16 protein-coding genes are annotated in these 14123 nt (G+C 71.5%); 3 read left to right on the top strand and 13 right to left on the bottom strand.

Translation table 11 applies throughout. The annotated features are described in order from the left end of the window. Positions 1-77: 77 nt before the first annotated feature. The gene (mgrA, locus tag ASG96_RS20405) at positions 78-1121 is read left to right on the top strand and encodes an L-glyceraldehyde 3-phosphate reductase (protein ID WP_057589144.1); all 1044 of its coding nucleotides are present in this window, start codon (positions 78-80) and stop codon (positions 1119-1121) included. Positions 1122-1333: 212 nt separating this feature from the next. Here mgrA and ASG96_RS20400 read toward each other — a convergent pair whose 3' ends face one another. From ASG96_RS20400 to ASG96_RS20385, 4 genes are all read right to left on the bottom strand, one after another. Beyond that, entirely contained in the window at positions 1334-2128 is a 795-nt protein-coding gene (locus ASG96_RS20400) for a trypsin-like serine protease (RefSeq protein ID WP_056755090.1), read from the bottom strand. A 193-nt stretch (positions 2129-2321) separates the two neighbouring features. Beyond that, positions 2322-2891, bottom strand: coding sequence for an NADPH-dependent FMN reductase (locus tag ASG96_RS20395; RefSeq protein WP_056755087.1), 570 nt, complete (start codon positions 2889-2891; stop codon positions 2322-2324). A 110-nt stretch (positions 2892-3001) separates the two neighbouring features. Continuing rightward, positions 3002-3829, bottom strand: coding sequence for a sterol desaturase family protein (locus ASG96_RS20390; RefSeq protein ID WP_057589143.1), 828 nt, complete (start codon positions 3827-3829; stop codon positions 3002-3004). After that, complete coding sequence (locus tag ASG96_RS20385; protein WP_082588607.1) at positions 3829-4566, bottom strand: FadR/GntR family transcriptional regulator; 738 nt, start codon at positions 4564-4566, stop codon at positions 3829-3831. The genes ASG96_RS20390 and ASG96_RS20385 overlap by 1 nt, the downstream gene beginning before the upstream one ends. A gap of 84 nt (positions 4567-4650) precedes the next feature. On the opposite strand from ASG96_RS20385, the gene ASG96_RS20380 reads away from it, so the two are divergent. After that, positions 4651-5151, top strand: a complete 501-nt coding sequence (locus ASG96_RS20380; protein ID WP_057589142.1) for a PaaI family thioesterase — start codon at positions 4651-4653, stop codon at positions 5149-5151. Between the two features lie 32 nt (positions 5152-5183). On the opposite strand, the gene ASG96_RS20375 is transcribed toward ASG96_RS20380, so the two are convergent. Then, complete coding sequence (locus ASG96_RS20375; protein WP_057589141.1) at positions 5184-6104, bottom strand: RNA polymerase sigma-70 factor; 921 nt, start codon at positions 6102-6104, stop codon at positions 5184-5186. A gap of 118 nt (positions 6105-6222) precedes the next feature. On the opposite strand from ASG96_RS20375, the gene ASG96_RS20370 reads away from it, so the two are divergent. Continuing rightward, positions 6223-7164 carry an NAD(P)-dependent oxidoreductase gene (locus ASG96_RS20370; protein WP_057589140.1) on the top strand — a complete coding sequence of 314 codons (942 nt, stop codon included), beginning with the start codon at positions 6223-6225 and terminating at the stop codon, positions 7162-7164. Here the strand turns inward: ASG96_RS20370 and ASG96_RS20365 are convergent. From ASG96_RS20365 to ASG96_RS20330, 8 genes are all read right to left on the bottom strand, one after another. Next, positions 7153-8319, bottom strand: a complete 1167-nt coding sequence (locus tag ASG96_RS20365) for an XdhC/CoxI family protein (RefSeq protein ID WP_057589139.1) — start codon at positions 8317-8319, stop codon at positions 7153-7155. The genes ASG96_RS20370 and ASG96_RS20365 overlap by 12 nt on opposite strands. Continuing rightward, complete coding sequence (locus ASG96_RS20360) at positions 8312-9442, bottom strand: VWA domain-containing protein (protein ID WP_057589138.1); 1131 nt, start codon at positions 9440-9442, stop codon at positions 8312-8314. The genes ASG96_RS20365 and ASG96_RS20360 overlap by 8 nt, the downstream gene beginning before the upstream one ends. Next, positions 9439-10326, bottom strand: a complete 888-nt coding sequence (locus ASG96_RS20355; RefSeq protein WP_057589137.1) for a MoxR family ATPase — start codon at positions 10324-10326, stop codon at positions 9439-9441. Before ASG96_RS20355 ends, ASG96_RS20360 begins: the two co-directional genes overlap by 4 nt. Positions 10327-10374: 48 nt before the next feature. After that, on the bottom strand, positions 10375-11082 hold the full coding sequence (locus ASG96_RS20350; RefSeq protein WP_255359612.1) for an NTP transferase domain-containing protein: 708 nt from the start codon (positions 11080-11082) through the stop codon (positions 10375-10377). A gap of 85 nt (positions 11083-11167) precedes the next feature. After that, positions 11168-11497: a hypothetical protein gene (locus ASG96_RS23440; RefSeq protein ID WP_157611079.1), complete on the bottom strand. Its 330-nt coding sequence runs from the start codon at positions 11495-11497 to the stop codon at positions 11168-11170. 176 nt (positions 11498-11673) lie between these two features. Further along, positions 11674-11955 carry an ASCH domain-containing protein gene (locus ASG96_RS20340; protein ID WP_056755061.1) on the bottom strand — a complete coding sequence of 94 codons (282 nt, stop codon included), beginning with the start codon at positions 11953-11955 and terminating at the stop codon, positions 11674-11676. Between the two features lie 42 nt (positions 11956-11997). Further along, the gene (locus tag ASG96_RS20335) at positions 11998-12498 is read right to left on the bottom strand and encodes a pyridoxamine 5'-phosphate oxidase family protein (RefSeq protein ID WP_157611078.1); all 501 of its coding nucleotides are present in this window, start codon (positions 12496-12498) and stop codon (positions 11998-12000) included. A 156-nt stretch (positions 12499-12654) separates the two neighbouring features. Beyond that, on the bottom strand, positions 12655-13875 hold the full coding sequence (locus ASG96_RS20330; protein ID WP_057589134.1) for an IS110 family transposase: 1221 nt from the start codon (positions 13873-13875) through the stop codon (positions 12655-12657). Positions 13876-14123: the final 248 nt, after the last annotated feature.

Here is a 14123-nt window from a genome sequence, read left to right as displayed (position 1 = left end):
CCCACGAAGGGCTCGACGACGGGCGCCATGACGGGCGCCACTTTGGCGTCGCGCGGGCGACGGACGAGACTGTCGGCATGACTCTTCACGCCGACGACTACCAGGCCCTCCGCAGCCGCTACGACTCGATGACCTACCGCCGCACGGGCCGTTCGGGGCTCGACCTGCCGGCCGTCTCGCTCGGGATGTGGCACAACTTCGGCGACGACGTCCCCCTCGACCGCCAGCGCGCGACGCTCCGTCGCGCCTTCGACCTCGGCGTCACGCACTTCGACCTCGCCAACAACTACGGGCCGCCCTACGGCAGTGCCGAACGCAACTTCGGCGCGATCTACGCGCAGGACTTCAAGCGCTACCGCGACGAGCTGATCCTGTCGACGAAGGCCGGATACGACATGTGGCCGGGCCCGTACGGCCAGGGCGGCGGCAGCCGCAAGTACGTCTTGTCCTCGCTCGACCAGTCGCTGGCGCGGATGGGCGTCGACTACGTCGACATCTTCTACTCCCACCGGTTCGACGAGACGACGCCGCTCGAGGAGACGATGGGCGCCCTCGACACGGCCGTCCGCCAGGGCAAGGCGCTGTATGCCGGCATCTCCTCCTACTCGGGTCCCCGCACCAAGGAGGCGGTCGAGATCCTGCGCGCCATGGGCACGCCGCTGCTCATCCACCAGCCGAGCTACTCGATGCTCAACCGCTGGGTCGAGGAGGACCTGCTCGACGTGCTCGGCGAGGAGGGCGTCGGCTGCATCGCCTTCAGCCCGCTCGCGCAGGGGATGCTCACCGACAAGTACCTCAAGGGGGTCCCCGCGGGCTCGCGCGCCTCGCAGGACAAGTCGCTCTCGACCGACCTGCTGACCGAGCAGAACCTCACGCACATCCGTGCACTCAACGAGATGGCGCAGGCGCGCGGTCAGTCGCTCGCCCAGATGGCGCTCGCGTGGATCCTGCGGGACCAGCGCGTCACGTCGGTGCTCATCGGCGCCTCGTCGGTCGCCCAGCTCGAGGACAGCCTCGGCTCGCTCGACAACCTCGACTTCAGCACCGAGGAGCTCGATCGGATCGACCAGCACGCGGTCGAGGGCGGCATCAACCTCTGGAAGACGTCGAGCACGCACTGACCGACGGCGTATGCCGTGTGGCCGGGACCGCGGGTCGCCGCGGTCCCGCCACCGACCGCTACGTCACTGCTGCACCACGTGCAGCACTGTCGTAGGCCGACGCGCCATGCGCGCTCGGAAGCTGCTCCCGAGAACGGAGCAGCTTCCGAGCGGGGGCCGGCGTCACGGCATACGCAGGTGGTTCCGCAGCAGCGGTCGCCCACCTGGGGACCTCAGTCGCCGAGGTAGCCCTGGACGAACTCGAGGACGTCGGGACGGTCGACGCGGAAGACGCCGCCGGTGCCGCCGCACGTCGAGTTGATGCCGAACGAGGTCACGCCCGCGACGACGTTGCTGTCGCCGAGGAAGTTCGGACCGCCGGAGTCACCGAAGCAGGTGCCTCCGGTGTTGGCGTTGTTCGACAGCAGCAGCGACTGGGGTCCGGTGAAGCCGGTGTTGATCTGGAGCAGGTGCGGGTGCGCGACCATCCGGATGCGCAGCGCCAGCTCCTTCGACGCGGCGGCGTCGGGGAAGGCCTTCTGCAGGCCGTAGCCGACCGACGTGAACGTCGTCGACCGGCGCGGCTTGAGGGCGTCGAGCTGGTTCGCCGTGGGGAGGGCGCCGTAGGCCGGCATGGCCATCGGCGTGTCGAGGACGACGACTCCGGCGTCGTGGAGGAAGAACGCGTCGGGGTCGTAGGACGGGATGGTGTGCGGCGTGCCGCCGACCTGGCCCGTGTTCGGGTAGCCGTTGCCGGGACGGCCGTTCTCGACGTCGGCCTGGAACCAGATCTCGACGTGGGCGGCGGGCGCCTCGGTGCAGTGGCCCGCCGTGAGGAAGACCGTCGAGCTGAGGAGGGTGCCGGAGCAGCGCCACAGCGGGTTGCCGGCGGCGTCCTGGGCGACCATGAGCCCGACGTACGGGTGGCCGTTGCCGTCGAGCGTCCCGTCGGTGACGGCGCCGGCCGGGGCCGAGGCGCCGAGCACGAGGGCGAGGGCCGCGACGAGCGCGAACCAGATCTTCTTCATGGAGTGACCTTTCGAGGGCGGGCGCGCTCATGGCGCGGCACTTTCCCCGAGGTCTGGCCACGGTAACCCGCCGCACCGGCCGCGTGGGCCGCTTCGCCCGACGGACCCGAGGCCGTATGCCGCCGGGCGCCACCGGGCGCGCGTGCGGTCCGCACGGGCCGCGGCGGGAACGGGCCGCGGCCGGGAACGGGGCTCAGGAGCGGGGCAGCACCGCGAGGACGCGTTCGACGTGGTCGCGGAACTCCCGCATGAAGTCGGTGAGGAACGTCCTCATCGACTCGTCGGTGACGTCGCCGTCGTCGGTGATCGCCCCCGGCGCGAGCCGGAGGTAGGCCTCGGGCGCGGTCATCTGGCGGGCGTTGCAGAAGCTCAGCACGCCACGCAGGCTCTGCTGGGCGAGCGCCGTGCCGATCTGGCCGGGAGAGGCCCCGATGACGGCGGCCGGCACGTGGTTGAAGGAGTTCTGGCCCCAGGGGCGTGACGCCCAGTCGATGGCGTTCTTCAGGGCGCCGGGGATCGAGCGGTTGTACTCGGGCGTCACGAAGAGGACGGCGCTCGAGGCGGCGATGGCCTCCTTGAGGGCCGTGGCCTCGGCGGGGTAGTCGCTGTCGAAGTCCGGGCTGTAGAGCGGCAGGTTGCCGATCGGGATCTCCGTGAACTCGAGGTCCGACGGCGCGAGCCGGATCAGCGCCTGGCTCAGCGTCCGGTTGATCGAGGTCGATGACAGGCTGCCCACGAAGTAGCCGACCTGGTACGTGCTCACGATGGTCCTCCTCGCTCGGGGACCTCCAGTGTCGCCTCCCTCGACCCGCGACGGCCAGCGCAGCCCGTCCGCCCGTGGCGGCCCCGCGCCTTCCGCCGCCGTCGGCTCGGTCAGGTGCGGGGCTGCCAGCCGGGGCCGCGGACGACGAAGCCCCAGCGGTCGCGCCACCGGCGGGCGGCGCGCACGTCGGCCCAGATCGACGCGTACTCGTGGGTGGCGACGACGAGCGGGTTGTAGGTGCGCAGCTGCTTCGTCAGGCCGTAGACGACCCGCTCGCCCTCGGGCTCGAAGGAGCGGAAGAGGCGGTCCCAGATGACGAGGATGCCGCCGTAGTTGCGGTCGAGGTAGGCGTTGTTCATGCCGTGGTGCACGCGGTGGTGCGAGGGCGTGTTCATGACGTATTCCACTGGGCGCCAGAGCTTCCCGACGCGCTCGGTGTGGAGGAAGAACTGGTAGAGCAGCGAGATCGACTGCTGGAGGAAGATCGCCCAGACCGGTACGCCGAGGAGCGCGAGCGGCGCCCAGAACGGGATGCCCCCGAACGGCGTCCACGTCTGGCGCAGCGCCGTCGAGAAGTTGTAGCGCTGGCTCGAGTGGTGCACGACGTGGCTCGCCCAGAGGATGCGCACCTCGTGGTGGGCGCGGTGGTACCAGTAGTACGCGAGGTCCTCGGCGAAGAAGATGACGACCCACACCCACCACAGCGAGGTGTCGAGGCGGAGCGGCGTCACGGCATACAACGCGGCGTAGACGACGAGCTGGGCTGCCTTGTAGACGATGCCGACGCCGACGCTCCCGATGCCCATGGTCAGGCTGGTGACGGTGTCGCGGACCTCGTAGCCGACCTCGTCGTCGTCGGGCGCCAGCCACAGCGAGAGCACCTCGATGACGATGAAGGCGATGAAGAAGGGAATCGCCGTGAGGATGATGTCGACCATCACGCCCCCTTGGTCATCGGGCCGAGCGTGCGTCCGTCGTCGGTGAGCGAGGCCCACACGTCGACGGCCTGGGTGAGGATCGTGTCGGCGAGCCGCGCGGCACCGGCGGCGTCACCGGCGGCGATGGCGGCGGCGAGCGGCGCGTGCGGGAGCAGGTCGGCGCGGTCGGCGGCGAGCAGCGCGTCCATGACCTCGGGGCTGCCGTCGATGGCGTGGACCAGCGAGTTGAGCGCGAGGCGGAAGGTGAGGTTGCCGCTCGCCTCGACGACGGCGAGCCAGAAGTCGCGGTCGGCGTCGTCGATGTCGGGGCAGCCGTATGCCGCCGCTGCCGCCACCACGCGCGCCCGCGCCTCGTCCGTCGCGCGGGAGGCCGCGATGCGGGCCGCCTCGATGCCGATGCAGCGGCGCATCTCGAGACCGTCGCGCAGGATCATCGGGTCGAGCCCCTCGCCCGAGCGGGCGAGGTGGGCGAGCAGGTCGAGGCCGGCGCTGCTGCGCACGTCGAGCACCGTGGTGCCGCCGCCGTGGACGACGCGGACGAAGCCGGCGACCTGGAGCCGCTGGAGGGCCTCGCGCACCGCGTGCCGGTTGACGGCGAAGGAGGCGGCGAGCTCACGCTCGGGCGGCAGCGCGTCGCCGGGCTGGAAGCGGCCCGTGAGCACGGCGTCGCGCAGCTCGGCGAAGACCTCGTCGGACACCGACCGACGCGCGACCGGGGTGAACCCACTCTGACTCATGGGGACGAGGATGACACCGGACACATCAACTCATCAAGAGGTTGGACCAATTTGAGGCCATGGGCTCGCTTGTAGGTTGGGCGCATGCCGGACACCGACGTCGCCGCCGATGCAGACACCGCCGCGCTCAGCATCCAGGAGCGGCTCTACCCGAACCTGCCGTGTTTCGGCTGCGGCCAGGGCAACCCGAAGGGCCTGCAGCTCAAGAGCTACCCGGTCGGCGACGGCGCGGGTGAGGGCGTCGTCGCGGCGTTCATGCCGTGGCCCGAGCACGACAACGGGCTCGGCTACCTCAACGGCGGCATCATCGGCACGGTCCTCGACTGCCACAGCGCGGCCGCCGTCATGCTCGAGGCCCAGCGCCGGGGCTGGCCGCCGCTGCCGGGGGCCGACCTCTCCTACGTCACGGCCGGGCTCGACGTGCGCTACCTGCGTCCGGCGCCCTTGCACGACCAGGTCGAGATCTTCGGCACGGTCATCGAGTCGGACGAGCCGCAGATGAGGGTCGAGGTGGAGCTCCGCTTCGACGGCAAGGTGCGCGCGCAGGCCACCGCTGTCTGGAAGCGCTGGCGCCCGCGTCCCTGACGGCGGAGGCCGGCGCCGTCAGGCGGGCGTCGTCAGGCGGGCGTCGTCCCCTCGCGCATCAGGGCGTTCAGGTCGCCGACGCGACCGAGGTGCTGGAGCTTGTCGGGGTTGATCTGGTTGTGCAGCGCGATGATCCGTCCGTCGGCGACCTCGATGGTGAGGACCCCGAGCAGCGCGCCGTCGGGGCCGATGGTCAGCGCTGCCGGGCCACCGTTCGCATGGGCGGGCTGGAGGGACACGCCCGCCGGGCCGCCGCGGCGGACCAGGCCGAGCAGGAACCGGGCGACGGCGACCGAGCCGTGCATCGGCGTGCGGATGGCCGGGGCCTTGCCCCCACCGTCGCCGTAGAAGACGACGTCGTCCGCGAGCAGCTGCTCGAGGTCCTCGAGCCCGCCACCCCGGACCGCAGCGAGGAAGGCGGCCGCGAGCTCGTCACGTCGCTCCTGCGACGCCTCGAACCGCGGGCCGGCGCCGAGACGTTTGTGGGCGCGCGAGAAGTGCTGGCGGCAGGTGGCCTCCGACTGGCCGACGACGGCCGCGATCTCGGCGTAGTCGTAGCCGAGGGTCTCGCGGAGGATGAAGACAGCCCGCTCCACGGGCGACAGCGACTCCATGAGCACGAGCATCGCCACGGACACGGAGTCCTCGAGCTCGAACCGGGACGCGGGGTCGGGCGCGCGCTCGGGGACGAGCGGCTCCGGCAGCCAGGGCCCGACGTACTCCTCGCGGCGCACCCGGGCGGAGCGGAGCGTGTCGATGGCGAGGCGCGTCGTCACCGTCGTCGCGTACGCGTCGGGCGAGTCGAGCTCGGTGCCCTCCGCGAGGGCGCGGTGCATCTTGAGGAAGGCGTCCTGAACGACGTCCTCCGCCTCCGCGACGCTCCCGAGCATCCGGTACGCGATGGAGAACATCAGCGGCCGCAGGTCGTCGTGCGCTTGGGCCAGGTCGGTCACCTGCCAAGGATTCCACCGCCGGAGGGCCCGTGGCGGTGCGGGGCTGTCACAACGGGACCGGCTGCCTCGTCGGAGGGGGCAACAGCAGGAAACACCTTCCCAGGACAGGAGCAGGACCATGCGCGTACTTCTGTGCGGCGCCACCGGAGCGATCGGCACGACGCTCGGGCCGCAGCTCGTCGAGGCCGGCCACACGGTCGTCGGCACGACCCGCCACGAAGCACAGTTCGCCACCCTCGAGGCACGGGGCGTCGCCCCGCTGCGGATGGACGGCCTCGACCGTGACTCGGTGCTGGCCGCGGTCGAGCAGGCCAAGCCCGACGTCATCGTGCACCAGCTGACCTCGCTCGACGGAGGCATCGACCCCAAGCACTTCGACCGCGACTTCGCCGTGACGAACCGGCTGCGCACCGAGGGGACCGACCACCTCCTCGAGGCCGCGCGCGAGCACGGCGTCGGACGGGTGGTCGCCCAGAGCTTCACCGGCTGGACCAATGCCCGGGTGGACGGGCCGCTCGCCGACGAGCAGGCCGGCCTCGACCCGGACCCGGCGCCCGAGGCCGTCGAGACACTCGCGGCGATCCGCCACGTGGAGGAGGCGGTGGGCGGGGCGACCGACCTCGACGGGCTCGTGCTGCGCTACGGCGGGCTCTACGGGCCGGGCACCGGCGTCGCCCGCGGGGAGGAGGGGCTCATCGACATCGTCCTGAAGCGCAAGCTCCCGGTCGTCGGTCGTGGCCAGGGGCTGTGGTGCTTCGTGCACGTCGTGGACGCTGCCTCGGCCACCGTGGCCGCGGTCGAGCGGGGCCGTCCCGGCCTCTACAACATCGTCGACGACGAGCCGGCTCCCGTCGCGGAGTGGCTCCCCGCACTGGCCGAGGCGCTCGGAGCCAAGCCGCCGCGGCGGATCCCCGTCTGGCTGGCGCGGCCGCTCATCGGACGGCACGGCGTCAACCTCATGACCGCCGCACGCGGGTCGTCGAACGCCAAGGCGAAGGCCGAGCTCGGCTGGGAGCTGCGGTACCCCACCTGGCGCGAGGGCTTCGCGTCAGGGCTCTGAGTCGTGCGCGGGATGGTGGTGGTGGATCGGGCCCTCGGTGGCGGCGAGCCGCTCGCCGGCGCCGCCCCACCGCAGCGCGATGATCTCGGCGGCGATCGAGACGGCGGTCTCCTCGGGCGTGCGCGCACCGAGGTCGAGCCCGATCGGTGAGCTCATCCGGGCCAGCTCGTCGTCGGTGAGGCCGGCCTCGCGCAGCCGCTCGAGCCGGTCCTCGTGGGTGCGGCGCGAGCCCATGGCGCCGATGTAGGCGACCTCGGGCAGCCGGAGCGCGACCTCGAGCAGCGGCACGTCGAACTTCGGGTCGTGGGTGAGCACGGCGATGACGGTGCGGCTGTCGATGCGGCCCTCGTCGACCTCGTTCTGGAGGTAGTCGTGCGGCCACTTGACGACGACCTCGTCGGCACCGGGGAAGCGCGTCTTCGTCGCGAAGACCGGCCGGGCGTCGCACACGGTGACGTAGTAGCCGAGGAAGCTCCCCACCCGGGCGACGGCGGCGGCGAAGTCGATGGCGCCGAAGACGAGCATCCGCGGCTTCGGGGCGTGCGCGGCGACGAAGACCCGCATCCCCTCACCGCGACGCTCCCCGTCGGGGCCGTAGGTGAGGATCGCCGAGCGGCCCTGTGCCAGAAGGCCTCGGGCGTCGTCGCGTACGGCATCGTCCGCGCGCCCGCTGCCGAGCGAGCCGAGCACGGAGGTGTCCTCGTCGTCGCCGTCGGCCTCGGGGTGCACGACGACGCGGCGGCCGACCCACGAGGGCTCAGGGTGCTCGATGACGGTGACGACGGCGACAGGGCGGCCGGCCGCGATGTCGGCGGCGACGTCGCCGAGCTCGGGGAACGTCTCGCGGGAGACCTTCTCGACGAACACGTCGAGGATGCCCCCGCAGGTCAGCCCGACGGCATACGCGTCGTCGTCGCTGACGCCGTAGCGCTGGAGCACGGGCCTGCCGGTCTCGACGACCTCCTGGCTCAGCTCGTAGACGGCGCCCTCGACGCAGCCGCCCGAGACGGAGCCGACGGCCTCGCCGCCGGGGCCGACGAGCATCGAGGCGCCGGCCTGGCGTGGCGCCGAGCGCCACGTGCCGACGACGGTGCCGACGCCGACGGTCTCGCCGGCCGACCACCACTGCATCAGCTCGTCCATCACCTCACGCACGGGCCACCACCTCGATCAGCTCCTCGAACGCCGCGAGCGAGTGCCCCGCGACGAAGTCGTCGATGTGCGGCAGGGCCGCGACGATCCCCTGCTGCACCGGCTCGTAGCCGGCCTTCCCGCGGTGCGGGTTGGCCCACACGACCCGGTGCGAGAGGGCGGCGAGCCGGCGCATCTGCTCGCCGAGCACCTCCGGACCCTCACGTTCCCAGCCGTCGGAGAAGACAACGACGACGGAGCCCCGGGCCATACCCCGCCGGCCCCAGCGGTCGAGGAAGGCGCCGATCGCCTCGCCGAGGCGGGTGCCGCCCGACCAGTCGGGGACGACGCGTCCGGCGGCGGCGAGCGCGCGGTCGGGGTCGCGCTCGGCGAGCGCCCGGGTCACGTGGGTCAGGCGGGTGCCCATGGTGAAGACCTCGACGTGGGGCACCGTGCGCACGAAGGCGTGGGCGAGGCGGAGGAGGCTGTCGGCATACGGGCTCATGGAGCCGGAGACGTCGATGAGCAGGACGAGCCGGCGCGGGCGGGTGCCGCGGCGGCGGTGGCGGATGCGACCGGGCTCGCCCATCCGCCGCAGCTGCTCCCGGAGGGTGGCCGGGCCGTCGACGGTGCCGCTCCTCGCGCGGACGTGGCGGCGGGCGCGGCGCAGGGGCGAGCGCGGGTCGAGGGAGGCGAAGAGGCGTGCGGCGGCAGCGCGATCGGCGGCGCTGAGGGTCGCGATGTCGCGGTGGCGCAGCACCTCCTGCGCGCTCGCGCGGGCCTGGACGCTGTCGGTGTCGCCGTCGCCGGCCTCGCCCTCGCCGCTGTCGAGCGGCGCCTGGCGCACGGGCGGGCGCTGGATGTCGACGCGGCGTCCCCGGGGGATGGACTCGCCGCCGAACCAGCGCTCGAAGATCTCGTCGTATGCCGGGAAGTCCGCGGGCGTGGACGTGAGGGTCGCGCGGCCGGCCCAGTAGACGCCGGTGCGCTGACCCATGCCGACGGTGGCCGCAGCGACGAGGAAGGTGCGCTCGCGGTCGGCGGTGACGTTGACGCCGGCGGCGCGCAGGGCGCGGGCGAAGCCGAGGAGCAGCTCGTCGACGTCGGGCTCGCTGGTGGTCTGGGTGGTCGCGGTGGGCAGGGTCATGCGGTGAGCAGCTTGTCGAGCGAGGCGCGGATCCTCTCGGAGTCCTCGCGGTACTTCAGGGCGGCGCCGAGAGTGGCGGCGGCGACCTCGGCGTCGAGGCGGGTGGCGCCGACGGTCTCGAGGGCGCGCGCCCAGTCGAGCGTCTCGGCGACGCCCGGGGGCTTGATGAGCTCGCCCGAGGAGCGGAGGCGCTGGACGAGGGTGACAACCTGCTCGGCGAGCGCGGCGCTGACCTCGGGAAGCCGGGTGCGCACGATCTCGAGCTCGCGGGCCAGGCCGGGGTGGTCGATCCAGTGGTAGAGGCAGCGGCGCTTGAGGGCGTCGTGCAGCTCGCGGGTGCGGTTGGAGGTGAGGACGACGATCGGTGGGGTGGCGGCGCTGACGGTGCCGAGCTCGGGGATCGTCACCTGCCACGTGCTCAGGACCTCGAGGAGGAAGGCCTCGAACTCGTCGTCGGCGCGGTCGATCTCGTCGATGAGCAGGACGCACGGGGCTTCGCGGAGGGCCTGGAGCACGGGGCGGGCGAGGAGGAAGCGCTCGTCGAAGAGCTCGGCCTCGAGCGCCTTGGCATCGTGGTGCTCCTCGCGGCTCAGGGCCTCGACGGTGCGCAGGTGCAGGATCTGGCGCGGGAAGTCCCAGTCGTAGAGGGCCTGCGTCGCGTCGATGCCCTCGTAGCACTGGAGGCGGATGAGCTTGAGGTCGAGGGACTCGGCGAGCGCCTCGGCGAGGGCGGTCTTGCCGGTGCCAGGCTCGCCCTCGAGCAGGATCGGCCGGTTCAGCCGGGTCGCGAGGAAGGTCACCGTCGCGAGCGCCTCGTCGGTGAGGTAGCCCGTGCCGCCCAGGGCGGTCGTGACGTCGTCGGCACTGGTGAACAGGTGATCCATCCCCTGAGCATCACCCATCGGCGGGGCTTGGGGAAGCGGTGGGCCCGTTCAGCGGGATGCGTCGAGCTCCTCGCGGGTGTCGGTGTCGCGGCCGGTCGCGAGGTCGCCGCACTCGATGAGCTCGTGCGGGGTGGTGCGGAAGTAGTGGCGGGCGCCGTGGTCTCCGGTCGCCGAAGCGATGACCTGCTCCCAGTGGTCGCGGCCGATGAGCGCCGGGTGCCCCGGCACGCTTTGGTATGCCGCCCGCCGCAGTGTGGCGCGGAGCTCGGGGATCGTGGGGCCGCTCGTCCGGTGGAGCTCGACGGCGTGCTCGTCCGGGTCGGGGTGCGGCGAGTGCGCGTTGTCGACGTGTCCGGGGGCGTCGAGGACGCGGGCGACGACCTCGGGCGTCAGGTCGGGGAGATCGACGAGGGTGACGAGCACGGCGTCGACGCACCCCTCCCCCTCATGGGTGGATCGGGTGAGGGCCGTGAGTCCGGCGCGGAGGGAGGCACCCATCCCCTCGTCCCAGTCGGGGCAGGTGACGACATCGACGTCACGTCCGAGCGCCGTGACGATGGCGGTGACTTCTTCGGCTGCGGCACCGACGACGACGGTGATGCCGGAGCAGCCGCCTGCGTGAAGCAGCGAGACAGCGCGCTCGACGAGCGTCGGCTCGTCCGGGTGCCGGCGAACGAGGGCCTTCGGCCCACCCATGCGTCTCCCGGCGCCGGCTGCGAGGACCAGCCCGCGGACGTGGGCCGCCCTTCCATGCACGGCAGCTGGGTGAGGTGCGGTGTCGCTCTCGGTCACACCCGGAACCTACCCGTCGAGGTGCCCCTCATCGCTGCTGCGCAGTGGCTCAGATCGCCACGTGGCCCGTGTTGATCAGCAGCACCATCTCGTTGTGGAGTCGGCGCTTGTCGGTGAGCGGCACCTGCGCGTACTGCTCGGCGAGCGTCAGGATGGTGTGCCCGATGTCCGCGATCGGGAACCTGACCGGCGCGGGTGGGATGGGCACGAGCGCAGCGGCCTGGTGCGGCACTGCCAGAGCCGCCACGGCGACGAACAGTGCGATCGATGCACGGCGTCGGAATCGCCTCGGACCATGCTGCCTCACCACTGCGGGCATGGTGCCTGCGGTGAAGGACTCTGTGCCACAGGCGCTTTGGCTTCGCAACGTGGTGGTCATCGGAGTCCACCTCCAGTCCTACGAGAACTTCCGATCCCCCAATGTGGGCCGTCCACGGCGCCATGTCTGTGCGCACGGAAACACACTGACCAGAACGTGGCGGAGCACGCGAGGAGGGGTGGCCGACTGCGGCAGAGCCATACCCGTCGTCACGGAGCGGTGGCGACCCGCCGCGGTCACACGACGTGGAACTCGATCCGATAGACCAGGGTGTCGTCATGGATCGGCCCCGAGTGGGCGGCTCGGTCACGAAGTGCCTCGAGGTCGGACTCGCCTGAGGCCCGCACGTCCTCGTCCGTCACGGCGGAGAAGGGCACGACCTCCATGGAGTCGAGCTCTATGACGACCCCCGCGGTCCGGTATCGGCCCCCGACCTTGACCTGCGGACGGTCCCACCGGCGGATCGTCACGGTGATCTCTCCGCGGGCGACCGCGTCTCGCAGTTCACGACTGAACATCACATCGACACGCTACGTCGCACCGTCGGCGCTTCGCTCCGTTCAGCGCAGGGGCAGTTCGGCTCTCGAGCCATCAACGAGGAGCAAGGCGCGGTCGAGGTGAGCCCGGTAGACGCGCAGAGGGACCGGCCCCTGCACCTGGCGCAGTGTCCAAGCGTTGCCGCCGGCTGCCACCGACGCCGTCGAGAAGGCAGCCAGTGCCGCTTCGAGCTCGTCGGCTGGCACCGGCTCGGCGCGGGCCGCAAGCTGGAGTCCGACCCCGGTGTCGGCGGGCTGCCTGCTGTCGAAGACGCTGATGCCCACCTCGGGCCGCTCGAGGAGATTGGTCGAATGCTGCGCCTCGGGTCTCGAGAGCCAGAGGAGCTCTACGTCGAGCCGCTGCGTCGACGGTGAGCGCAGGGAGGCGCCGAACCAGACGGTCGATGCCCACGGCCGACCGTTGGGGTCGGCGGTCGCCAGAGTTAGATAGCGAATGTCTCGGAGCACCGCAGTGGCAATCCGAAGACGGTCGACGACGGCCTCAGGCAGCTCCAGTGGCGGCATAGACATGTCACGAGTATCCGTGCCTCTCGTGCAGCAGTCAGCCAATTTCGCTCCGTCGTCAGCTCAAGACACCGAGGCAGATGCGCACCCCAAGGGCCGTGCTGACTCCAACTTCGACGTTGAGGGTGCGAAGCCCATTCCGGCTCCCTTCTGTTGTCAACCCGTCGCGGCGATGGGGGTTCCAGGGTTGGTCTTCCGTGGTGTCGGTGCCGGGCGTAGCGTCGGATTCGCGGGTCCGGGAAGTGGCTGATCCGAAGTGTCGATGTGCGGGGGCAGGTCGACCGCGCTGGATTCTTGAGACGCCCCGCAGTGCCCTCCCGGACCCGCCTCCACGCCCCGTGCCGTCGCGGCTGCGGCGTCGGCCACGAGCTGGCGGTACAGGGCGTCCGAGATCCTGCGCTTGAGGCACCGCAGCGCCTCGAGCGGCTTCTTGCCCTCGGCTCGCTTGCGCCGGTAATAGGCCCGCCCGTCGGTGTCGCTGCGGAGCTGGGTGATCGCGGCGATGTGGATCATGTGGTTCATCCGCCGGTTGCCGGCGCGGGAGAGCCGGTGCCGGTTCTGCTCACCGGATGAGGCGTCCAGGGGTGCCGTGCCGGTCCAGGACGCGAAGCGGTTGCGGTCGGCGAACCGGGCGACGTCGCCGACGTCGGCCAGGACGCGCGCGGCGACGACGGGGCCGACGCCGTGGATGTCCATCAGGTGCGAGCCGCGGGCGGTGACGATGGCCTTGAGCTCGGCGGTGGCCTTCTTCATCTTCGCCTCGACCGCGACCAGCTCGGACAGCTCCTCGGCGGCGATCCGGCGTCGGGTCTTCCCGGCGATGTCACGGGGTCGGACGGTGGCGAGCATGGCCTTGGCCTGACCGGTGGTGATGTCCTTCTTCGACTGTCCTGGAAGGAGTTCCGCCAGTAGCGCCTGGAGGCGGTCGACGGTCTGGACCCGGCGACGGGTCAATGCCTCACGGCGGTCGGTGAGCATCCGCAGCGCCTCGAGCTCACCATCGACCTGCAGCACCCGCAGCGTTGTGGTGCGCACCGCCACGATCGCGATCGAGTGCGCGTCCAGGGCATCGGTCTTGCGGTTGTGGCCGGTGTCGAACAACCGCACCCGGGCAGCGAGCTTGGCCGGCACGTCGACGACTCGCTCGCCGGCCTCCAGCAGCCGCTGCGCCAGCGGGCGACCCACGCCGTTGGCGCCTTCAACCGCCCAGACCCGATCCGGCCAGGCCTTCGCGTAGATGCGCATCGCCGCGTAGCCGGCTTTGTCGGTAGTGAACCGTCCCGCGCCCAGCCGCTTCTCGTGACGGTCGACCACCTCGATGGTGGCCGACAGCTTGTGGGGATCGACCCCGATGATGACGTGCTCTGACTGGTGCATGCTCCACTCCCACCTGGCATGTGTACCGATAGAGGGTCGGCGAGGTGGGCAGTGCTACTACGAGCAGGGCAGTCCCTTCTTGAGCCACGCCTCGTCACGGCACCCGGCGGGCAGCAGACCGGAAGTGAGCCACACCCGCAAGCGAGTGGGCAGCCCAGAAGAGAGCGTCCCGCCGGGTACCTGAACCGAGTCTGGCCAGACACCGGTCCTGCCGACAATCCTCTAGTAGCCCAGAATGGGCGCCCGGA

The organism is Terrabacter sp. Soil810, assembly GCF_001429645.1.
Taxonomy (GTDB): domain Bacteria; phylum Actinomycetota; class Actinomycetes; order Actinomycetales; family Dermatophilaceae; genus Terrabacter.
Note: the sequence above shows the minus strand (reverse complement) of the source record. Positions and strands in the feature narration are given on the sequence as shown.